This is a genomic window from Aeromonas sp. V90_14 (assembly GCF_029967615.1).
GTDB lineage: Bacteria > Pseudomonadota > Gammaproteobacteria > Enterobacterales > Aeromonadaceae > Aeromonas > Aeromonas hydrophila.
Genome location: NZ_JASCAS010000049.1, coordinates 13288 through 32157 on the forward strand (window position 1 = coordinate 13288; position 18870 = coordinate 32157).

The 18870-nt window shown below is 58.9% G+C and carries 18 protein-coding genes; 3 read left to right on the top strand and 15 right to left on the bottom strand.

Annotated features, from left to right (window positions below):
* Positions 1–38 precede the first annotated feature (38 nt).
* From glmU to mioC, 15 genes are all read right to left on the bottom strand, one after another.
* On the bottom strand, positions 39–1400 hold the full coding sequence (glmU, locus tag QLG02_RS21320; RefSeq protein WP_076362555.1) for a bifunctional UDP-N-acetylglucosamine diphosphorylase/glucosamine-1-phosphate N-acetyltransferase GlmU: 1362 nt from the start codon (positions 1398–1400) through the stop codon (positions 39–41).
* Between the two features lie 94 nt (positions 1401–1494).
* Positions 1495–1923, bottom strand: a complete 429-nt coding sequence (locus QLG02_RS21325; RefSeq protein ID WP_005307217.1) for a F0F1 ATP synthase subunit epsilon — start codon at positions 1921–1923, stop codon at positions 1495–1497.
* Positions 1924–1941: 18 nt separating this feature from the next.
* Positions 1942–3330 (bottom strand): F0F1 ATP synthase subunit beta, encoded by a 1389-nt coding sequence (gene atpD, locus QLG02_RS21330; protein ID WP_005307215.1) that lies wholly within the window; start codon positions 3328–3330, stop codon positions 1942–1944.
* Positions 3331–3363: 33 nt separating this feature from the next.
* A complete protein-coding gene (gene atpG, locus QLG02_RS21335; protein WP_011707909.1) occupies positions 3364–4230 on the bottom strand; it encodes a F0F1 ATP synthase subunit gamma in 867 nt (288 codons plus the stop codon).
* A 43-nt stretch (positions 4231–4273) separates the two neighbouring features.
* Positions 4274–5815: a F0F1 ATP synthase subunit alpha gene (gene atpA / locus QLG02_RS21340; protein WP_011707910.1), complete on the bottom strand. Its 1542-nt coding sequence runs from the start codon at positions 5813–5815 to the stop codon at positions 4274–4276.
* 15 nt (positions 5816–5830) lie between these two features.
* Entirely contained in the window at positions 5831–6364 is a 534-nt protein-coding gene (gene atpH, locus QLG02_RS21345; RefSeq protein WP_011707911.1) for a F0F1 ATP synthase subunit delta, read from the bottom strand.
* Positions 6365–6377: 13 nt separating this feature from the next.
* Positions 6378–6848 carry a F0F1 ATP synthase subunit B gene (gene atpF, locus QLG02_RS21350; RefSeq protein WP_011707912.1) on the bottom strand — a complete coding sequence of 157 codons (471 nt, stop codon included), beginning with the start codon at positions 6846–6848 and terminating at the stop codon, positions 6378–6380.
* 52 nt (positions 6849–6900) lie between these two features.
* On the bottom strand, positions 6901–7143 hold the full coding sequence (gene atpE, locus QLG02_RS21355; RefSeq protein ID WP_005307205.1) for a F0F1 ATP synthase subunit C: 243 nt from the start codon (positions 7141–7143) through the stop codon (positions 6901–6903).
* 58 nt (positions 7144–7201) lie between these two features.
* Positions 7202–7984 (bottom strand): F0F1 ATP synthase subunit A, encoded by a 783-nt coding sequence (gene atpB, locus QLG02_RS21360; RefSeq protein WP_011707913.1) that lies wholly within the window; start codon positions 7982–7984, stop codon positions 7202–7204.
* Between the two features lie 8 nt (positions 7985–7992).
* Positions 7993–8403 (bottom strand): ATP synthase subunit I, encoded by a 411-nt coding sequence (locus QLG02_RS21365; protein ID WP_017410469.1) that lies wholly within the window; start codon positions 8401–8403, stop codon positions 7993–7995.
* A gap of 190 nt (positions 8404–8593) precedes the next feature.
* Positions 8594–9502, bottom strand: a complete 909-nt coding sequence (locus QLG02_RS21370; RefSeq protein ID WP_011707915.1) for a ParB/RepB/Spo0J family partition protein — start codon at positions 9500–9502, stop codon at positions 8594–8596.
* On the bottom strand, positions 9499–10302 hold the full coding sequence (locus QLG02_RS21375; RefSeq protein WP_011707916.1) for a ParA family protein: 804 nt from the start codon (positions 10300–10302) through the stop codon (positions 9499–9501). The genes QLG02_RS21370 and QLG02_RS21375 overlap by 4 nt, the downstream gene beginning before the upstream one ends.
* Before the next feature lie 26 nt (positions 10303–10328).
* Positions 10329–10955 carry a 16S rRNA (guanine(527)-N(7))-methyltransferase RsmG gene (rsmG, locus tag QLG02_RS21380; RefSeq protein ID WP_024946269.1) on the bottom strand — a complete coding sequence of 209 codons (627 nt, stop codon included), beginning with the start codon at positions 10953–10955 and terminating at the stop codon, positions 10329–10331.
* A gap of 20 nt (positions 10956–10975) precedes the next feature.
* Positions 10976–12865: a tRNA uridine-5-carboxymethylaminomethyl(34) synthesis enzyme MnmG gene (gene mnmG, locus QLG02_RS21385; RefSeq protein ID WP_017410470.1), complete on the bottom strand. Its 1890-nt coding sequence runs from the start codon at positions 12863–12865 to the stop codon at positions 10976–10978.
* A gap of 509 nt (positions 12866–13374) precedes the next feature.
* Positions 13375–13824: an FMN-binding protein MioC gene (gene mioC / locus QLG02_RS21390; RefSeq protein WP_282466064.1), complete on the bottom strand. Its 450-nt coding sequence runs from the start codon at positions 13822–13824 to the stop codon at positions 13375–13377.
* 383 nt (positions 13825–14207) lie between these two features.
* On the opposite strand from mioC, the gene QLG02_RS21395 reads away from it, so the two are divergent.
* The 3 genes from QLG02_RS21395 (at position 14208) to QLG02_RS21405 (ending at position 18841) form a co-directional block, all read left to right on the top strand.
* Positions 14208–16316 carry a TonB-dependent siderophore receptor gene (locus QLG02_RS21395; protein ID WP_181014860.1) on the top strand — a complete coding sequence of 703 codons (2109 nt, stop codon included), beginning with the start codon at positions 14208–14210 and terminating at the stop codon, positions 16314–16316.
* Between the two features lie 79 nt (positions 16317–16395).
* Positions 16396–18054, top strand: a complete 1659-nt coding sequence (locus QLG02_RS21400; RefSeq protein WP_282466065.1) for a multidrug ABC transporter permease/ATP-binding protein — start codon at positions 16396–16398, stop codon at positions 18052–18054.
* Positions 18055–18076: 22 nt separating this feature from the next.
* A complete protein-coding gene (locus tag QLG02_RS21405; protein WP_024946264.1) occupies positions 18077–18841 on the top strand; it encodes an ATP-binding cassette domain-containing protein in 765 nt (254 codons plus the stop codon).
* Positions 18842–18870 lie beyond the last annotated feature (29 nt).

Genomic DNA, 18870 nt, shown 5'->3' on the forward strand with positions numbered 1-18870 from the left:
CGCCATCAGGCGCCGGTTTGCATTTCATTGATCGGGCATCACTTCTTCTTGACCGGGCGAGCCCAGTTTTTGATGTGACGCTGGGGTACCCTGGTGATCACCAGCTCATTCTCGGCCACGTCCTTGGTGATGGTGGAGCCGGCCCCCAGGGTCGCCCCCTTGCCGATGCGCACCGGCGCCACCAGCTGGGTATCGGAGCCGACGAAGACGTCATCCTCGATGATGGTCTGGAACTTGTTCACCCCGTCGTAGTTGCAGGTGATGGTGCCGGCCCCGATGTTCACCTTGGCACCTACTTCGGCATCCCCCAGATAGGTCAGATGACCGCACTTGGAGCCAACCCCCAGCCGGGCCTTCTTCATCTCGACGAAGTTGCCGACGTGGGCGTCCTGCTCCAGCACGGCGCCCGGGCGCAGTCGGGTAAAGGGACCGACCGAGCACTGATCGGCGATCTGCGCCCCTTCGATGACGGAGTAGGGTTTCACCTCGGTGTGGTCGCCGATCACACAATCCTTCAGCACGCTGCCGGCCCCGATGCGGACATGGTTGCCCAGCACCACCTTGCCTTCGATGATGACGTTGACGTCGATCACCACCTCTTCCCCGATTTCCAGGGTGCCGCGCAGATCGAAGCGGGCCGGGTCGATCAGGGTGGCGCCGGCGATCATCAGCCGCTCGGCCTGCATCTTCTGGTAACTGCGCTCGAGCTGGGCCAGCTGCACCCGGTTGTTGGCCCCTTCCACTTCCATGGCGTCGTCCGGGTGGACTGCGGCGATGGGGCAGTTGTCGGCATGGGCCATGGCGATCACGTCAGTCAGATAGAACTCGCCCTGGGCATTCTTGTTGTCCAGACGCGACAGCCAGCTGCGCAGCTGGCCACCGTTGGCCACCAGCACGCCGGTGTTCACTTCGCGGATGGCCAGCTGCTCGGCATTGGCATCCTTCTGCTCGACGATGCCGACCACCTGACCGTTGCTGCGCACGATGCGGCCATAACCGGTCGGGTTGTCCAGCACCACGGTCAGCAGCGCCATGCCATCGCTTGCCTTGGCGGCCAGCAGCCGCTGCAGGGTTTCCGGCTGGATCAGCGGGGTATCGCCGTACAGCACCAGCACGTCGTCTTCGTCCTGCCAGAACGGGATAGCCTGGGCGACGGCGTGGCCGGTACCCAGTTGCTGCGCCTGCAGCACCCAGTTCAGGTCGGATGCCTGGATCCGCTCCTTCAGCAGTTCGGCACCGTGGCCGTACACCAGATGCAGCTGCTCGGCACCGACCTTGCGGGCAGTCTCGATCACATGGGAAACCATCGGCTTGTTGGCGACCGGGTGCAGCACCTTGGGCAGGGAGGAGCGCATACGGGTACCTTTACCCGCAGCCAGGATCACGACGTTGAGAGACATAATTCGACCTTTGGAACATGAAGAAATACTCGGCGGAGTCTATCCAACGAGTAAAAAAAAAGCGACCCGCAGGTCGCTTTTTACCTCACCGTTATTAACGGTAATTCTTTTTGACGATATCGATGACCCGCAGTTGAGCCATCGCCTTGGCCAGCTCGGTGGCGGCCTGGGCGTAGTCGATATCACCATGGGAGCTGTGGATCCGCTCTTCCGCCGCGCGTTTGGCTTCCTGGGCTTTCGCCTCATCCAAATCGTCGGCACGAATCGCGGTGTCCGCCAGCACGGTCACGGCTTCGGGTTGTACTTCCAGCATGCCGCCGGAGATGTACAGCACCTCTTCAGTTCCATTCTGCTTCACCAAGCGGACCAGGCCCGGCTTGATGGCAGTCAGCAACGGAGCATGACCGTGGCGGAGACCCAGCTCACCTTCGGAGCCTGATACCTGAGCGGACTGCACGCGACCGGAAAACAGTTTTCCTTCAGCGCTCACCACGTCCAGGTGAAAGGAGATCATCTCTGCCATGGGCCCTCCTATCGAGGCTTACAGTTTCTTGGCTTTCTCGACAACTTCGTCGATGCTGCCAACCATGTAAAACGCCTGCTCCGGCAGATCGTCGTACTCGCCTTTCAGGATGCCCTGGAAACCACGGATGGTCTCTTTCAGCGGCACGTATTTGCCCGGGGAACCGGTAAACACTTCTGCCACGAAGAACGGCTGGGACAGGAAACGCTCGATCTTACGGGCACGGGCTACGGTCAGTTTGTCTTCTTCTGACAGTTCATCCATACCCAGGATGGCGATGATGTCCTTCAGCTCTTTGTAGCGCTGCAGTACGGTCTGAACGCCACGAGCAGTCTCGTAGTGCTCCTTGCCAACCACCAGCGGATCCAGCTGACGGGAGGTGGAGTCCAGCGGGTCAACGGCCGGGTAGATACCCAGAGCCGCGATCTGACGGGACAGTACGACGGTCGCATCCAGGTGGGCGAAGGTGGTCGCCGGAGACGGGTCGGTCAAGTCATCCGCAGGCACGTAAACGGCCTGTACGGAGGTGATGGAACCTGTCTTGGTGGAGGTGATACGTTCCTGCAGAACGCCCATCTCCTCGGCCAGGGTCGGCTGGTAACCTACTGCGGAGGGCATACGGCCCAGCAGTGCGGATACTTCAGTACCGGCCAGGGTGTAACGGTAGATGTTGTCCACGAAGAACAGCACGTCACGACCTTCGTCACGGAACTTCTCGGCCATGGTCAGACCGGTCAGCGCCACGCGCAGACGGTTTCCGGGCGGCTCGTTCATCTGACCGTAAACCAGAGATACTTTGTCCAGTACGTTGGACTCCATCATCTCGTGGTAGAAGTCGTTACCCTCACGGGTACGCTCACCTACACCAGCGAACACGGAGTAACCGCTGTGTTCGATCGCGATGTTACGGATCAGCTCCATCATGTTTACGGTCTTGCCTACACCGGCACCACCGAACAGACCAACCTTACCACCCTTGGCGAACGGGCATACCAGGTCGATAACCTTGATGCCGGTCTCCAGCAGGTCGTTGCTGTTGGACTGATCTTCGTAGCTGGGAGCCGCGCGGTGGATGGACCAACGCTCTTCTTCACCGATCGGACCTTTTTCGTCGATCGGATCGCCCAGTACGTTCATGATCCGACCCAGAGTCGATACACCGACCGGCACCTGGATGGATTTACCGCTATTCACTACTTCCAACCCACGACGCAGACCGTCGGAGGAGCCCATGGTGATGCAACGAACGACGCCGCCACCGATCTGTTGCTGAACTTCCAGCACCAGACCCTGGCCTTGACCTTCGCTGACAACCTTCAGTGCATCGTACACCTGGGGCACGGCATCTTGCGGGAACTCGATGTCCACCACAGCGCCGATGATTTGGACGATGAAACCGTTACTCATGTCAAATCCTCTAAACCTTTGATAACCCTTGCCTTACACCGCAGCAGCACCGGATACGATCTCTGTCAGTTCCTGGGTAATACTGGCCTGACGGGCCTTGTTGTATACCAGTTGCAGATCGTTAATCAGGTTACCGGCGTTGTCAGTCGCGGCTTGCATGGCAACCATTCGGGCTGCCTGTTCACTTGCCAAGTTTTCCACTACCCCCTGGTAGACCTGGGATTCGACGTAGCGAATCAACAGGGTATCCAGCAGTTGTTTGGGATCCGGCTCATAGAGGTAATCCCAGTGGTGTTTCTTGGCGAGCTTGCTGTCTTCAGTTACGGGCAAAGGCAGCAGTTGATCGACTCGTGGTTGCTGAACCATGGTGTTGACGAACTTGTTGTACACCAGGTACAGCCTGTCAATCTCACCGTTGTCGTAAGCCTTCAGCATGACCTTGACTGAACCAATCAGGTCATTGACGCTCGGGTTATCGCCCAGTCCTGCGACATGAGCTTTCACCTTGGCGCCGTGCCGTTCAAAGAAGTTGGAGGCCTTGTTGCCGATCAGAGCCAGGTCAACCTTGGCTCCTTTCGCGCTCCATTGCTTCATGTCATTGAGGGCAGCCTTGAACAGGTTGATGTTCAAACCGCCACACAGGCCACGGTCGGTGGAGACGACGATGTAACCCACTCGCTTGACCTCACGTTCGATGAGGTAGGGGTGCTTGTATTCCAAGTTCCCCTGAGCGATATGGCCGATCACCTTGCGCATGGTTTCAGCGTACGGACGGCTGGCAGACATGCGATCTTGCGCACGGCGCATCTTGCTTGCTGCCACCATTTCCATAGCGCCGGTGATCTTCTGAGTGTTTTTCACACTCCCGATCTTGTTACGTATCTCTTTTGCGCCGGCCATCTCTTACTCTCCATCAGGTGGCAGCTCGCGCTGCCACACACGCTTACCAGGTCTGGGTTGCCTTGAAGTCATCCAGCAACGCAGTCAGCTTGCCAACGATCGCGTCGTTGTAGTCGGCCTTGGCATTGATTTCAGCCATCAGCTCAGCATGCTGGGTATTGGCGTAAGAGAGCAGAGCGGCTTCGAAGTCGACGATCTTGTTCAGCTCGACATCGGAGAGATAGCCTTTTTCCGCGGCGAACAGCACCAAAGACTGGTGAGCCACGCTCAGCGGAGAGTACTGTTTCTGCTTCATCAGCTCGGTCACTTTCTGACCGTGGTCCAGCTGCTTGCGGGTTGCGTCGTCCAGATCGGAGGAGAACTGGGCGAATGCCGCCAGTTCGCGATACTGGGCCAGCGCGGTACGGATACCACCGGACAGCTTCTTGACGATCTTGGTCTGAGCAGCACCACCCACACGGGATACGGAGATACCCGGGTCAACCGCCGGACGAATACCGGAGTTGAACAGCTGTGAGGTCAGGAAGATCTGACCATCGGTGATGGAGATCACGTTGGTCGGTACGAATGCAGATACGTCACCCGCCTGGGTTTCGATGATCGGCAGCGCGGTCAGGGAACCGGTCTGGCCTTTCACGGCACCATTGGTGAACTTCTCTACGTACTCGGCGTTGACGCGAGCAGCACGCTCCAGCAGACGGGAGTGCAGATAGAAAACGTCACCCGGGTAAGCTTCACGTCCTGGCGGACGGCGCAGCAGCAGGGAGATCTGGCGATAAGCTACGGCCTGCTTGGACAGGTCATCATAGATGATCAGCGCGTCTTCACCGCGGTCACGGAAGTACTCACCCATGGAGCAGCCGGCATACGGAGCCAGGTACTGCAGAGCGGCAGCTTCGGAAGCAGAGGCAACCACTACTATGGTGTTGGCCAGGGCGCCGTGCTCTTCCAGCTTGCGCACCACGTTGGCGATGGTGGAGGCCTTCTGGCCAATCGCAACGTAGACACACTTAATGCCGGAGTCTTTCTGGTTGATGATGGTGTCGATCGCGATGGCGGTCTTACCAACCTGACGGTCACCGATGATCAGCTCACGCTGGCCACGACCGATAGGGATCATGGCATCGATGGCTTTCAGACCGGTCTGGACCGGCTGGTCAACAGACTTACGCTCGATAACGCCCGGTGCAATCACTTCGATCGGCGAGAAGCCGTCGTTGTCGATTGGACCTTTACCGTCGATCGGCTGACCCAGGGTGTTCAACACCCGGCCCAACAGACCACGACCGACCGGCACTTCCAGAATGCGGCCAGTCCCTTTTACTTTCATTCCTTCTGACAGACCGTCATAGGAACCCATGATCACCGCACCGACGGAGTCACGCTCCAGGTTCAATGCCAGAGCGTAGCGGTTGCCCGGCAGCTCGATCATCTCACCTTGCATGGCATCGGCCAGGCCGTGAATACGAATGATACCGTCGCTCACAGAGACGATGGTACCTTCGTTACGCGCTTCGCTCTTGATATCAAACTGCGCAATGCGCTGCTTGATCAGCTCGGCGATTTCAGTGGAATTCAGTTGCATGCTCTAATACCCCAATCAAGATTGCAGCGCGTCAGCCATGCGATCCAGCTTACCGCGGACTGTACCGTCGATAACCAGATCACCGGCCTTGATGAGCACCCCGGCCATCAAGGACGCATCCATGCTGCAATTCAGCTTCACTTTGCGCGCGAGACGTTGTTCCAGAGAAGCCTGAATATTGGCTTTCTGCTGGTCGGTCAGTTCGATCGCCGAAATCACGTCAGCCTGAACTTCTTTATCCAGTTCAGCCTTGAACGCGACGAATTCAGCAACGACCGCCGGCAGCACACCCAAGCGACCATTCTCAGCCATCACCCGGATCAGGTTCTGACCATGCTCGTCGAGTTGCTCACCGCAGATACCGACAAAGATACTTGCCAGTTCTTCAGCAGCCACAGAGCCGTTTACCAGGTTGTGGATGGTCTCGTTCTCCGCTACTTGTGCAGCGAAGCCGAGCATCCCCAGCCACTGGTCAACCGCCTTGTGCTCAACGGCAAACTCGAAAGCAGCCTTGGCGTAGGGGCGAGCGATTGTAGTCAGTTCAGACATAGCCCCGTTCCCGTTACAGTTCTGCTACCAGTTTGTCGACGATGTCGCTGTTGGCAGCCTGGTCGATTTGACGCGCCAGGATCTTCTCTGCACCAGCAATGGCAAGAGCAGCAACCTGCTTACGCAGTTCTTCTTTGGCACGATGACGTTCAGCTTCGATCTCGGCACGGCCCTGAGCCAGGATTTTTTCCCGCTCAGAGTGGGCACCGGCAGCAGCCTCATCAATGATCTGGGCTTTACGTTTGTTAGCCTGTTCAATGATTTCTGCAGCCTGGAGCTTGGCTTCTTTCAGCTGATCGGTGGCGTTGGCCTTGGCCAAATCCAGATCTTTCTTGGCACGCTCCGCGGAAGAGAGACCGTCAGCAATGGCTTTCTGACGGGCTTCGATGGCTGCCATCAGCGGCGGCCATACGTACTTCATGCAAAACACTACGAAGATGAAAAAAGCAATTGCTTGGCCGAGGAGGGTGGCGTTGATATTCACAGCCTATGTCCTCTTAGTTAGTTAATGGGTTATGTCCGGGAGTCGTTGAGACTTAGCCAGCAACCGCAAACATCACGTACAGACCCAGACCAACGGCGATCATCGGGATCGCATCCACCAGACCCATCACGATGAAGAACTGGGTACGCAGAACAGGGATCAGGTCAGGTTGACGAGCAGCGCCTTCCAGGAACTTGCCACCCAGGATACCGATACCGATGGACGCGCCGATAGCCGCCAGACCCATCATCATTGCAGCAGCGATGTACAGCAGGTCCATGTTCAAGTTTTCCATGAGGATCTCCATTTATTTAGATGTAATTGATTGTATAAAAAGGATTATTTGAGTTGCATCAACCATGGTCTTCTTGTGCCATCGACAGATAGACGATGGTCAGCACCATGAAGATAAACGCCTGCAAAGTGATGATCAGGATGTGGAAAATTGCCCAAGGCACGGACAGGATCCACTGTGACCACCAGGGTAGCAAACCCGCAATCAGGATAAAGATCAGTTCGCCAGCATACATGTTGCCGAACAGTCGAAGACCCAGAGAAACAGGTTTGGAAATCAGCGTAACAGTTTCCAGGATGAGGTTAACCGGGATGGCCGCCGGGTGGTTGAAAGGCTGAAGCGTCAGCTCCTTCACGAACCCGCCGATACCCTTGACCTTGATGCTGTAGTACAGGATCAAGAAGAACACGCCCAAAGCCATGGACATGGTGATGTTAACGTCAGCAGAGGGAACCACACGCAGATAGGGAACACCCATCAACTGTGCAGCGTGGGGGATAAAGTCAACGGGGATCAGATCCATCAGGTTCATCAGGAAGATCCACACGAACACTGTCAGGCCCAAAGGTGCGATGACCTTGTTACGACCGTGAAAGATGTCCTTGACGTTACCACTCACAAACTCGACCAGCATCTCCACAAAGCACTGCAGTTTGCCGGGCACACCGCTGGTAGCCTTGACGGCGACACGGCGGAACGACCAGATAAACAGAGCGCCTAGCAAGACGGAAAATATCATGGAATCGATATTCACCGTCCAGAACCCAGACCCGACTTGCAGATGGGTCAGATGGTGGGAGATATATCCCTGAGGAGTCAGGACTTCTCCGGTTGCAGACATGAGTTTTCCTAATAGTGGTTGTTAAGCGTGAATGAGACTATCCACTGTACAACGAGGGCGAGGATATAAGTGGCGAAGAACGAGACGGTATCAACCTCGATCCCGGCGCCAAACATCAGGGCGAAAAGTCCTGTTGTAGTAATGAGCTTAATCCCTGCCCCACCATAAAAGTCCCGCAGAACCAGGCCCACACTCTCCTTCGTCACCTTGCGGCGCAGAACCCAGAGCGTGAACAGGGCTTGAGGAACCCAGTACATGCCCCCCCCGAAGAGGGAGGAGCGTCCGGCAAACGCACCGGTCTGGTAAAACCAGACGGTACTGATCGCCAGGATCAGGACGAGCTGACAAACGAGCATAGCCAAGGCCAGCGTTAAACCTTCCAAGGCTATTTTCTGCTTCACCAACCTACCCCTGAACATTACAGAACTGTAAAAAATCGGGATCCGAAGACCCCGCGTTTACAGCCCAAAAAGCCGGTCAAATTATACCCTTGAAGACAGCTATTGCAACATGGCAAAAATCCTTAATTTTTGCGGCTTTCCGCACAGAATTAAGGTTATGTTCATATCAAAAGGAATGGATGTTTTATTACTACAAAAAGCGTAAAAATCACGTTTCTGACAGGCCAAAATAGCCCAATACCCGGTCCAAATCCGCCAAGTTCTCGTAACTTATTACTAACTTACCGCTATCCTGTTTTCCCGGCTGAAGTTGTACCTGATTGCCAATTTTTTCTGAAATCTGGCGCTCGAGATAACCAAACTGGGGATCACGGACGGGCTCGACCTTGGCTTTTGCCGGTTCCAGCGCTTTTTGCACCAGCTTCTCGGTATCTCGCACTGTCAGCCCCTTCTGGGCCACCAGTTTCGCCAGTTCGGACTGGGCCTGGCCGCTCAGCGCCAGCAGGGCACGGGCATGGCCCATGTCGAGGTCGCCGTGCTCGACGAAGCGCTTCACGTCGTCGTTGAGCTGATTGAGGCGCAGCAGGTTGGTGACCGTGGTGCGGGACTTGCCCACCGCCTCGGCCACCTGCTGGTGGGTCAGTTCGAATTCGGTCAGCAGCCGCTGCAGGGCGACCGCCTCTTCGATGGCATTGAGATCCTCGCGCTGGATATTCTCAATCAGCGCGATGGCGACGGCCGCCTCGTCGGGCACGTCCTTGACCAGGCAGGGCACCACCTCGAGGCGGGCCAGCTGGGAGGCGCGCCAGCGCCGCTCACCGGCGATGATTTCGAAGGAGTGCTCGCCGAGCGGACGCACCACGATGGGCTGGATCACCCCCTGGGCACGGATGGAGTTGGCCAGATCTTCCAGCGCATCCTGCGACATATCCTTGCGCGGCTGGTACTTGCCGGATTGCAGCCACTCCACCGGCAGCTTGCGCAGCTCGCCCTGGTTGGTCGGGGCCATGGCCTGCTCAGTGCGCTGGTCGCTCATCACCTGTTTCTGGCGCGCGGCCGTGCTGGTGCTGAGCAGAGCGTCCAGCCCCTTGCCCAGCCCACGTTTTTTCGGCGTCATATGCTCTCTCGGTCTGCGATGGTCACCTGACGTTCCTGCTCCTGACGGCGCAGGATCTCGCCAGCCAGAGCCAGATAGGCCTTGGCGCCCACCGATGATTTGTCATAGTGCATGGCCGGCGCACCGAAGCTCGGCGCCTCAGCCAGTCTTACGTTGCGGGGAATGATGGTGCGATAGACCTTGTCCCCGAAGTGCTGTTTAAGCTGATCGGACACATCATTGGCCAACCGGTTGCGGTGATCGAACATGGTGCGCAGCACCCCCTCGATCTTCAGCTCCGGGTTGACCACTGCTGCCAGCTTGCTGATGGTGTCGACCAGGGCGGTAAGCCCTTCCAGCGCATAGTATTCGCACTGCATGGGCACCAGCACGGAGTCGGCGGCAGCCATGGCGTTGACGGTCAGCATGTTGAGAGAAGGCGGGCAGTCGATGAAGACGTAGTCGTATTTGTCTCGTACCGAGGCCAGCGCATTGCGCAGGCGGATCTCGCGGGCGAAGAATTCCATCAGCCGGATTTCGGCTGCGGTCACGTCGGCGTTGGCGGCGATCAGGTGATAGCCCCCGGAGGTTTCGGGGATGATCACCTCGCCGATGGGGGCATCCTCGATCAGCAGCTCATAGGCGGTGCGCTCGACGTCGTACTTGTCAACACCGCTGCCCATGGTGGCATTGCCCTGCGGATCCAGATCGATCACCAGCACCTTGCGGCGGGTAGCGGCCATGGAGGCGGCCAAGTTCACACAGGTGGTGGTTTTACCCACTCCACCCTTCTGGTTGGCTATGGCGATGACTTTTCCCACACTGTCCCCTAAATGAAACTGCGACCCTATTCGGGCTGGATATGTTTGAATTCCAGCAGATGACGTTCGCCTTCCAGCTCCGGCACCACCAGTTGATGGGAGGCGACCAGATGGATGTTGGCGGGCAACTGGGCCAGCTCCTGCTCGGGGAATTGTCCCTTGAGCGCCAGGAAGCTGCCCTGGGCCGACGGCAGATGGTGACACCAGTTCAGCATGTCTTCCAGCGAGGCGAATGCCCGGCTCAGCACACCGTCAAATCCGACCTCGGGCTGATACTCCTCGACCCTGGATTTGACCGGCGTCACGTTGGTCAAGCCCAGCTCCAGGATCACCTGGCGGATGAAGTTGATCCGCTTGCCCAAGCTGTCCAGCAGCACGAATTGCTTGTCCGGGTTGATGATCGCCAACGGCAGGCCGGGCAGGCCCGGGCCGGTGCCCACATCGATGAAGCGCTCACCGTGCAGGTGCTGGCTCACCACCAGGCTGTCGAGGATATGCTTGACCAGCATGGCGTCCGGATCTCGTACCGAGGTGAGATTGTAAGCCTTGTTCCACTTGTGCAGCAACTCGACAAGCTGAACCAACTGGGTCTTTTGGGTATCGGTGATAACAATTCCGGCCTGCATGAGCAGGCCGTTCAATCTTTCCAGCATGTTTTGCAACGGTAGGATCCTCAGGCGGTTTTACGCAGCAGGCCGTGTTTTTTCAGATGAACCAGCAGGATGGAGATAGCCGCCGGGGTGATGCCGGAGATGCGGGACGCCTGACCTATGGTCTGCGGCTTGGCATCGTTGAGCTTGGCGATCACCTCGTTGGAGAGGCCGTTGACGTCGCGGTAGTTCATGTCCAGCGGCAACAGGGTGTTCTCGTTGCGCAGCTGCTTCTCCACTTCGTCGTGCTGGCGCTCGATGTAGCCGGCGTACTTGATCTGGATCTCCACCTGATCGGCGGCGGCCGTATCGGGCAGGGCCGGACCGACCCCTTCGATGGCCATCAGGGCCTCATAGGTCACCTCGGGGCGACGCAGCAGCTCTTCCAGGCTCTGCTCGCGGGTCAACGGGGTGTTGACCAGGGCATTGACCGCCTCCAGCGACGGATGCTGCGGGTGGATCCAGGTCGAGCGCATGCGCTGACGCTCCTGCTCCACCAGCTCCATCTTGGCGTTGAACTTGCCCCAGCGCTCGTCGTCAACCAGACCCAGTTCGCGACCGATGCCGGTCAGACGCAGGTCGGCGTTGTCTTCGCGCAGCAGCAGGCGATATTCGGCGCGGCTGGTGAACATGCGGTAGGGCTCGCGAGTCCCCAGGGTGGAGAGATCGTCCATCATCACGCCGATGTAGGCCTGATCCCGGCGCGGATGCCAGGCATCTTTCTCCTGCGCCCGCAGACCGGCGTTCAGACCGGCCAGCAGACCCTGAGCGGCGGCCTCTTCATAGCCGGTGGTGCCGTTGATCTGGCCGGCGAAGAACAGGTTTGGAATGCACTTGCTCTCCATGTTGGCCTTGAGATCCCGCGGATCGAAGAAGTCGTATTCGATGGCGTAGCCGGGACGGGTGATATGGGCATTCTCGAAGCCGCGTACGGAACGGACGATCTGCACCTGCACGTCAAACGGCAGGCTGGTGGAGATCCCGTTCGGGTAGAGTTCGTGGGTGGTCAGGCCTTCCGGCTCGACGAAGATCTGGTGCGCCGTCTTGTCGGCAAAGCGGGTGATCTTGTCCTCGATCGACGGGCAGTAACGCGGCCCAATCCCCTCGATCACCCCGGCGTACATGGGGCTGCGATCCAGGTTGTTGCGGATCACCTCGTGAGTGCGCTCGTTGGTATGGGTAACGTAGCAGGGCACCTGACGCGGGTGCTGGCTGGCGTCGCCGATGAAGGAGAAGACCGGGCGCGGATCGTCGCCGTACTGGGCCTGCATCACCGATAAATCGACACTTCGGGCATCGATGCGCGGCGGTGTGCCGGTCTTGAGACGATCGATGCGCAGCGGCAGTTCCCGCAGGCGCTGGGCGAGGGCGATCGAGGGAGGATCCCCGGCGCGACCGCCCTTGTAGTTCTCCATCCCGATGTGGATCAGGCCGTTCAGGAAGGTGCCGACGGTCAGTACTACCGTCTTGCCACTGATGCGGATCCCGCTCTGGGTCACTACGCCGGCAACCCGATCCCCGTCCATGATCAGATCGTCACAGGCCTGCTGGAAGATCTTCAGGTTGGGGTAGTTCTCCAGCATCTGGCGTACGACGGCCTTGTACAGCAGGCGATCCGCCTGGGCACGAGTGGCGCGCACTGCCGGTCCTTTGGAGGAGTTGAGGGTGCGGAACTGGATCCCGCCAAGATCGATGGCGCGCGCCATGATCCCGCCGAGAGCATCTACTTCTTTGACCAGGTGTCCCTTGCCGATCCCGCCGATCGCCGGATTACAGGACATGTGTCCCAGCGTATCGATATTGTGGGTCAGCAACAGGGTATTCAGCCCCATCCGGGCTGCCGCTGTTGCTGCTTCGGTTCCTGCATGACCGCCGCCAACGACGATCACATCAAATTGTTCATGGTATTGCATTGGGGATCACCTTGATCTGCACGCCTGAAGATCTTTATTTGCCTAGGCTGAAGGGCGGAACATTCTATCTGTTTCACGCCCTGAGGGGAACGTCTACTTAGCGTTCAGTATGGAGGGAGGATCCACTAAATAGATCTTAAGGATCTTTAGATCGATCTTTTATTGGATCTTTTATTAGGATCCGCCACTTCTGTTGATAAGCACTTTTTGATCATAAAGATCATCGTGTTAAAGACGATCCCAGGTTGTGGAAAAGCTTGGATCCTGGCCCGGTGAACTGGGGGATAACAAGGGTTTTTATACACAGAGGCTTGCCGCTCTGGATCTCATACATGGATAACTATAGGTTTTACAGAGTTTTACACCATAGTTATACACATTTCTCGGCGGCATTGTGGGTAACGGCGTAGAACAACTTATCCGGATCCATCTGTTAATAACCTGGTGGATAGCGATCTGGGGATAAGCGGGGAGATCAAGGCCTTTTTTACCGGATCTCCCGCTCCCGTTCAGGCGATCAATGCCAACCAGTCCCGGATCCAGCCTTCAGCGGCATCTTCCGGGATCTCGTGCTGGGTCACGTCGATGTCCAGACGATCTCCAATCCGGCTGGCGCCGCACTCGGCCAGCAGTCGATCCAGCGTCTTGCCGCCCTGGCAAAAGGTGTCATAACTGCTGTCACCCAGCGCGATCACGCCATATTTCAATGTTTTAAGATCCGGATGCTGCTCGGCAAGATCCTTGGCGAAGGGCTGCAGGTTGTCCGGCACATCGCCGGCGCCGTGGGTCGAGGTGACCACCAGCAGTATGGCTTCTGGCTCGGCGAGCACCTCGGCCAGGCTGGCCGGATTGTGGATCTCGGCCTGATGGCCTGCCTGTTCCAGCAGGCTGGTGACGTGGTCTGCGACATATTCGGCGGCTCCCAGCATGGAACCGACGACGAGATTGAGTTTGGCCATGGAATGGATCCTGATTTCAGACGAAGCGAGGGAAAGCCGGATTCTACCGCCAAAGGGTGTGGATAAATATGGATAAAGCTTGGGGATAATGGATCCTCGGTGCTTTTTGCCCATCAATGGGGATCCCCGACGCTCCGTTGACGCCTTCTTGCCGACTGGCAGAAAAAGATCTGTTCCCCCTTTTCATATGCTGCTCAATCGACGCCTTGATACGTTAAGTAACAATGCAGATGCAAATGATTAGCAATTATTGAATCGATTCGATCATGGCTCCTGTAGTAGCATGTCGCTGCTTTATTCGCCTGAGGAACCGGGCTACCGGCATGACCGGGCACCAATAATAAGAAATCAGAAACAACTCATTGATATTTGAGACACTTACTATGATTGCGCAAAAAGACACCCCCATCGCAGCAATGCGAAAGAGAGGCGCACAGCAACTGTTGCCGCTCTCCTGCCTGTTGGCCAGCCTGCCCGTGCTGGCGGCCGAACAACCGAAAGAACTGCCCAAGGCCAGCGAGACCATGGTGGTCACCGGCACCGCCATGAAGGTGGAAGTGCCGATGGCCGAGACGCCTCGCGCCGTCTCCGTGGTCAACCGCGAGGACCTGGATCAGCATGCCGTGCAGCAGCTTGACGAGTCCCTGCGCTACCGCTCCGGCGTGCTCAGCGGCCTCTATGGCTCCGACAACAATACCGACTGGTTCAAGGTGCGTGGCTTCGATGCCGCCTCCTATCTGGACGGCAACCGCCTGTTCGGCACCGGTTACTATGTCTGGACGCCGGAGCCGTTCGGCCTGGAGAGCGTGGAAGTGCTGAAAGGGCCGGCCTCGATCCTCTACGGGGAGGCGCCTCCCGGTGGCGTGATCAATGCCATCAGCAAACGGCCGACCGCCACCCCGCAGGGGCTGCTGGATCTGCAGCTCGGCAGCCGGGATCACCGCCAGATCGGGGTGGATGTCTCCGATGCACTGACCGACAACAGCCGCTACCGCATGGTTGCTCTTTATAAAGAGCGTGACGGCGTGCTGGATGGCACCTACAACGATCGCGTCTATCTGGCGCCGAGCGTGACCTTCGATCTCTCGGATCGTACCAGCCTGACCCTGCTGGCCAGCTTCCTGCACGACGAAGGGGTGCCGACCAACGGCTTCTTCCCGGTTTACGGCACCCTCAATACCAGCGGTGGCCAGATCGATCCCAGCACCAACCTGAGCCAGCCGGATTACGATCGCAACCGCAACACCCAGATCTCCACCGGTTACGAGCTGGCCCACCAGCTCAACCAGACCTGGGAGTTCAAGCAGAACGTCCGCTTCAACTACAACGATCTGCTGCTGCGCCAGACCTATATCTTCCCGACCTATGAAGGCACTACCGCCTTCCGTGGCCTGGTTTACCGTGATGGCACTACCAAGAGCGCCACCATGGACAACCAGATGGTGGGTTACTGGAACACCGACAGCACCGAGCAGACCCTGCTGCTGGGGGTGGATCTGCAGCGCCATGTCAATGAAGGCCAGGAAGCCGACAACTACGGCATGGGCTCCATCAATACCATGAACCCGGATTACAGCGGCTTCCCCGGTTTTGATGAATCCACCGCCACCCACCAGAAGAGCACCAAGGGCCAGAGCGGCCTCTACGCCCAGCACCAGATCCGTTGGGACGATCGCTGGTTGCTGACCGGCGGCGGTCGCTTCGACTACGTGGAGACCCACAACATCAGCGAAGCCAAGGGCAAGAACGAGAAGCAGTATGATCACGAGCTCTCCCTCTCCGGCAGCCTGATGTACCTGGCCGACAACGGTCTCTCTCCTTATATTGCCTATGCCGAGTCGTTCGAGGTGCTGCCGGGGATCGACCCCAACACCAGCCAATCCTACAAGCCGCTCAAGGGCACCCTGTACGAGACCGGCGTCAAGTACGCGCCGAGCTTCCTCGATGGCTACATCAACCTGGCCCTGTTCGATCTGGAACAGACCAACTCGCTGGTCTCCACCGGTTCCGGCCAGCAGACCCAGGCCGGTGAAGTGACCTCCCAGGGCGTCGAGCTGGAAGGGAGCGTGCAGGCCACCGAGGCGCTGCGCCTGACCGCCGCCTACACCTATACCGATGCCAAGACCAACGACACCGGCAAGGGCGATCGCCGCGCCAGCCTGATCCCGCGCCACCAGGCCTCCTTCTGGGGTAACTACAAGGTGCAGCAGGGTCCGATCTCCGGTCTGGAACTGGGTAGCGGCGTGCGCTACGTCGGCTCCAGCGTCGGCATCGGCGCCGTGAATGCGGATTACACCCCCATCTACGGCTCGGCCGAGGTGCCGGCCCATACCGTGTGGGATGCGATGATCGGGTATGACTTTGCCAAGAACTGGCGGGCTCAGCTCAACGTCAACAACCTGCTGGGTGATACCTACGTGGCCAGCTGCGACTACTACTGCTACTACGGCGAGCCGCGCAGCGTAGTGGGCAGCATCAACTACCGCTGGTAATCGAAGTGGGGTGGGAACCCGGTTCCCGCCCTTCTTTTCACCTGCAGTTGCTCTGATCTCTCTGGAATACCGGTCCGTTATGGAACTCTTGTCTCTGGTTTATCGCCAATATCGTTGGCCCTTCATCGCCATTACCCTGCTCAGCCTGCTCAGTGCCGTCAGCGGGATTGGTGTCATTGCCTTTATCAATCAGTCTCTCGTCGAATCAGTCGGCGATCCGCTGCCGGTGCTCGGTCAGCTGATCGGCCTCATCTTATTGCTGCTGGTGATCACGCTCGGCTCTCAGCTGGCGCTGACCACCCTCGGCCATCATTTCGTCTACCGGCTGCGCGGCCGCCTGCTCAAGCAGTTGCTGGATACCGATGTCGCCCGCCTGCGCCAGATTGGCCAGGGGCCGCTGCTGGCCTCCCTTTCCAGCGACATCGGCCAGATCACCATCGCCTTCGTGCGCCTGCCGGAGCTGGTGCAGGGGCTGGTGCTCACCCTGGGGTCGGCCCTCTACCTTGGTTGGCTGTCGCCGGCCCTGCTCGGCGTCACCACCCTCTGGGTCACCTTCACCATGGTGGTGGGCTGGCTGCTGGTGAACCGGGTCTATCGCCATCTCTCCCACATGCGTCAGGCCGAGGATCGGCTCTATCAGAACTATCAGGCCATCATCGCCGGCAGCAAGGAGCTGGCGCTCAACCGCGAGCGGGCCCACTTCGTCTACCACCAGCTTTATCAGCAGAATGCGCAGGACTATCGGGAGCAGATCATCCGTGCCGACACCTATCACCTGAGCGCGGTGAACTGGTCGAATATCATGATGCTGGGGGCCATCGGTCTGGTCTTCTTCCTGGCCAACGGGCTGGGCTGGGCCGACACCCAGGTGGCCGCCACCTTCGCGCTGACCCTGCTGTTCTTGCGCACCCCCTTGCTGCAGGGCATTGGCGCCTTGCCGACCCTGCTCTCTGCCCAGGTGGCGTTCGACAAGATTGCGGCCCTCAATCTGGCTGCGCCGGACGCCGACTTCCCGCTGCCGTCCGCGCCCCGCGCCTGGCAGCGCATCGAGTTGGAGCAGGTGATCTTTCACTATCAGGGGGAGGGCGGCTTTGCCGTCGGCCCTATCGATCTGGTCATCGAAAAGGGGGAGCAGATCTTCATCATCGGTGGCAACGGCTCCGGCAAGTCGACCCTGGCCATGCTGCTGACCGGCCTCTATCAGCCGGTATCGGGCCGGATCCTGCTGGATGGGGAGCCGGTCACCGATCGCAACGCCTATCTGGCGCTCTTCTCCGCCATTTTCACCGACTATCACCTGTTCCAGCACCTGCTGGGGCCGGAACCCAAGGATGAGCTGGTGGCCGAGTGGCTGGAGCGGCTGCAGATGGGCAGCAAGCTCACCATCGAAGATGGCTTCATCGCCGATATCGACCTCTCCCAGGGGCAGCGCAAGCGAGTCGCCCTGCTGCTGGCGCTGGCCGAGCAGCGCGAGGTGATGCTGTTTGACGAGTGGGCCGCGGATCAGGATCCCCAGTTCCGCCGCATCTTCTATCAGCTGTTGCTGCCGCGCCTGAAGCAGATGGGCAAGACGGTGATCGCCATCAGCCACGACGATCTCTACTTCTCCCAGGCCGACCGGCTGCTGGAGATGCGCCAGAGCCGGCTCAGCGAGCTGACCGGCGAGCGGCGCGAGCAGGTGAGCCGCGATGCGGTCGCCCATCTGGATTGTGACTTGAATGCAGAGGTGCCGGTTTGAACCCGGCCAACAGGAACCGCTTATGTTTGAGATGAAATCAGCCAGCTTCGCGGTCAATGACCGCACGCTGCTGCACCCCACCGATCTCTGTTTCGAGCAGGGCAAGGTCTATGGCCTCATCGGCCACAACGGTTCGGGCAAATCCACCCTGCTCAAGCTGCTGGCACGCCAGCAGCCGCTCAGTGACGGCGAGATCCGGTTCGATGACAAGCCGCTGCCGGCGTGGGGGGCGCGCGACTTCGCCCGTCAGGTGGCCTATCTGCCCCAGCATCTGCCGAGCGCCGAAAACCTGCTTGGGCGGGAGCTGGTGGAGATGGGTCGCTACCCCTGGCGCGGCCTGCTGGGCCGGATGGGGGCGGAGGATCACCGCCAGGTCGAACGGGCCATCGCGCTGACCCATACCGAACGCTTTGCCGACCGGCTGGTGGATACGCTGTCCGGCGGCGAGCGGGGGCGGGTGTGGCTGGCCATGCTGCTGGCCCAGGAGAGCCGTTTCATCCTGCTGGACGAGCCGCTGGCCGCGCTGGACGTGGCTCATCAGGTGGAGGTGCTCACCCTCGTCAAGCAGTTGAGCCGTCAGCTCAAGCTCGGGGTCATCATTGTCATTCACGACATCAACATGGCCTCCCGCTTCTGCGATCGGCTGGTGGCGCTGCACTCCGGCCGCCTGCTGACCCACGGCGAACCCGAACAGATCATGACCAGCGAGACCCTGCACGCCATCTATGGCATCCCGATGGAGGTCATTCGCCACCCGGCCCATGACCACGCCATCGCCATCGTCTGACCGGGGGCCTCTCTTGAACCGTTTATTGA

What these genes read in the sequence shown, in the direction of transcription:
- glmU (WP_076362555.1), bottom strand. Translation starts at nt 1,400, where the DNA reads ATGTCTCTCAACGTCGTGATCCTGGCTGCGGGTAAAGGTACCCGTATG.
- QLG02_RS21325 (WP_005307217.1), bottom strand. Translation starts at nt 1,923, where the DNA reads ATGGCAGAGATGATCTCCTTTCACCTGGACGTGGTGAGCGCTGAAGGA.
- atpD (WP_005307215.1), bottom strand. Translation starts at nt 3,330, where the DNA reads ATGAGTAACGGTTTCATCGTCCAAATCATCGGCGCTGTGGTGGACATC.
- atpG (WP_011707909.1), bottom strand. Translation starts at nt 4,230, where the DNA reads ATGGCCGGCGCAAAAGAGATACGTAACAAGATCGGGAGTGTGAAAAAC.
- atpA (WP_011707910.1), bottom strand. Translation starts at nt 5,815, where the DNA reads ATGCAACTGAATTCCACTGAAATCGCCGAGCTGATCAAGCAGCGCATT.
- atpH (WP_011707911.1), bottom strand. Translation starts at nt 6,364, where the DNA reads ATGTCTGAACTGACTACAATCGCTCGCCCCTACGCCAAGGCTGCTTTC.
- atpE (WP_005307205.1), bottom strand. Translation starts at nt 7,143, where the DNA reads ATGGAAAACTTGAACATGGACCTGCTGTACATCGCTGCTGCAATGATG.
- atpB (WP_011707913.1), bottom strand. Translation starts at nt 7,984, where the DNA reads ATGTCTGCAACCGGAGAAGTCCTGACTCCTCAGGGATATATCTCCCAC.
- QLG02_RS21365 (WP_017410469.1), bottom strand. Translation starts at nt 8,403, where the DNA reads ATGTTCAGGGGTAGGTTGGTGAAGCAGAAAATAGCCTTGGAAGGTTTA.
- QLG02_RS21370 (WP_011707915.1), bottom strand. Translation starts at nt 9,502, where the DNA reads ATGACGCCGAAAAAACGTGGGCTGGGCAAGGGGCTGGACGCTCTGCTC.
- rsmG (WP_024946269.1), bottom strand. Translation starts at nt 10,955, where the DNA reads ATGCTGGAAAGATTGAACGGCCTGCTCATGCAGGCCGGAATTGTTATC.
- mnmG (WP_017410470.1), bottom strand. Translation starts at nt 12,865, where the DNA reads ATGCAATACCATGAACAATTTGATGTGATCGTCGTTGGCGGCGGTCAT.
- mioC (WP_282466064.1), bottom strand. Translation starts at nt 13,824, where the DNA reads ATGGCCAAACTCAATCTCGTCGTCGGTTCCATGCTGGGAGCCGCCGAA.
- QLG02_RS21395 (WP_181014860.1), top strand. Translation starts at nt 14,208, where the DNA reads ATGATTGCGCAAAAAGACACCCCCATCGCAGCAATGCGAAAGAGAGGC.
- QLG02_RS21400 (WP_282466065.1), top strand. Translation starts at nt 16,396, where the DNA reads ATGGAACTCTTGTCTCTGGTTTATCGCCAATATCGTTGGCCCTTCATC.
- QLG02_RS21405 (WP_024946264.1), top strand. Translation starts at nt 18,077, where the DNA reads ATGTTTGAGATGAAATCAGCCAGCTTCGCGGTCAATGACCGCACGCTG.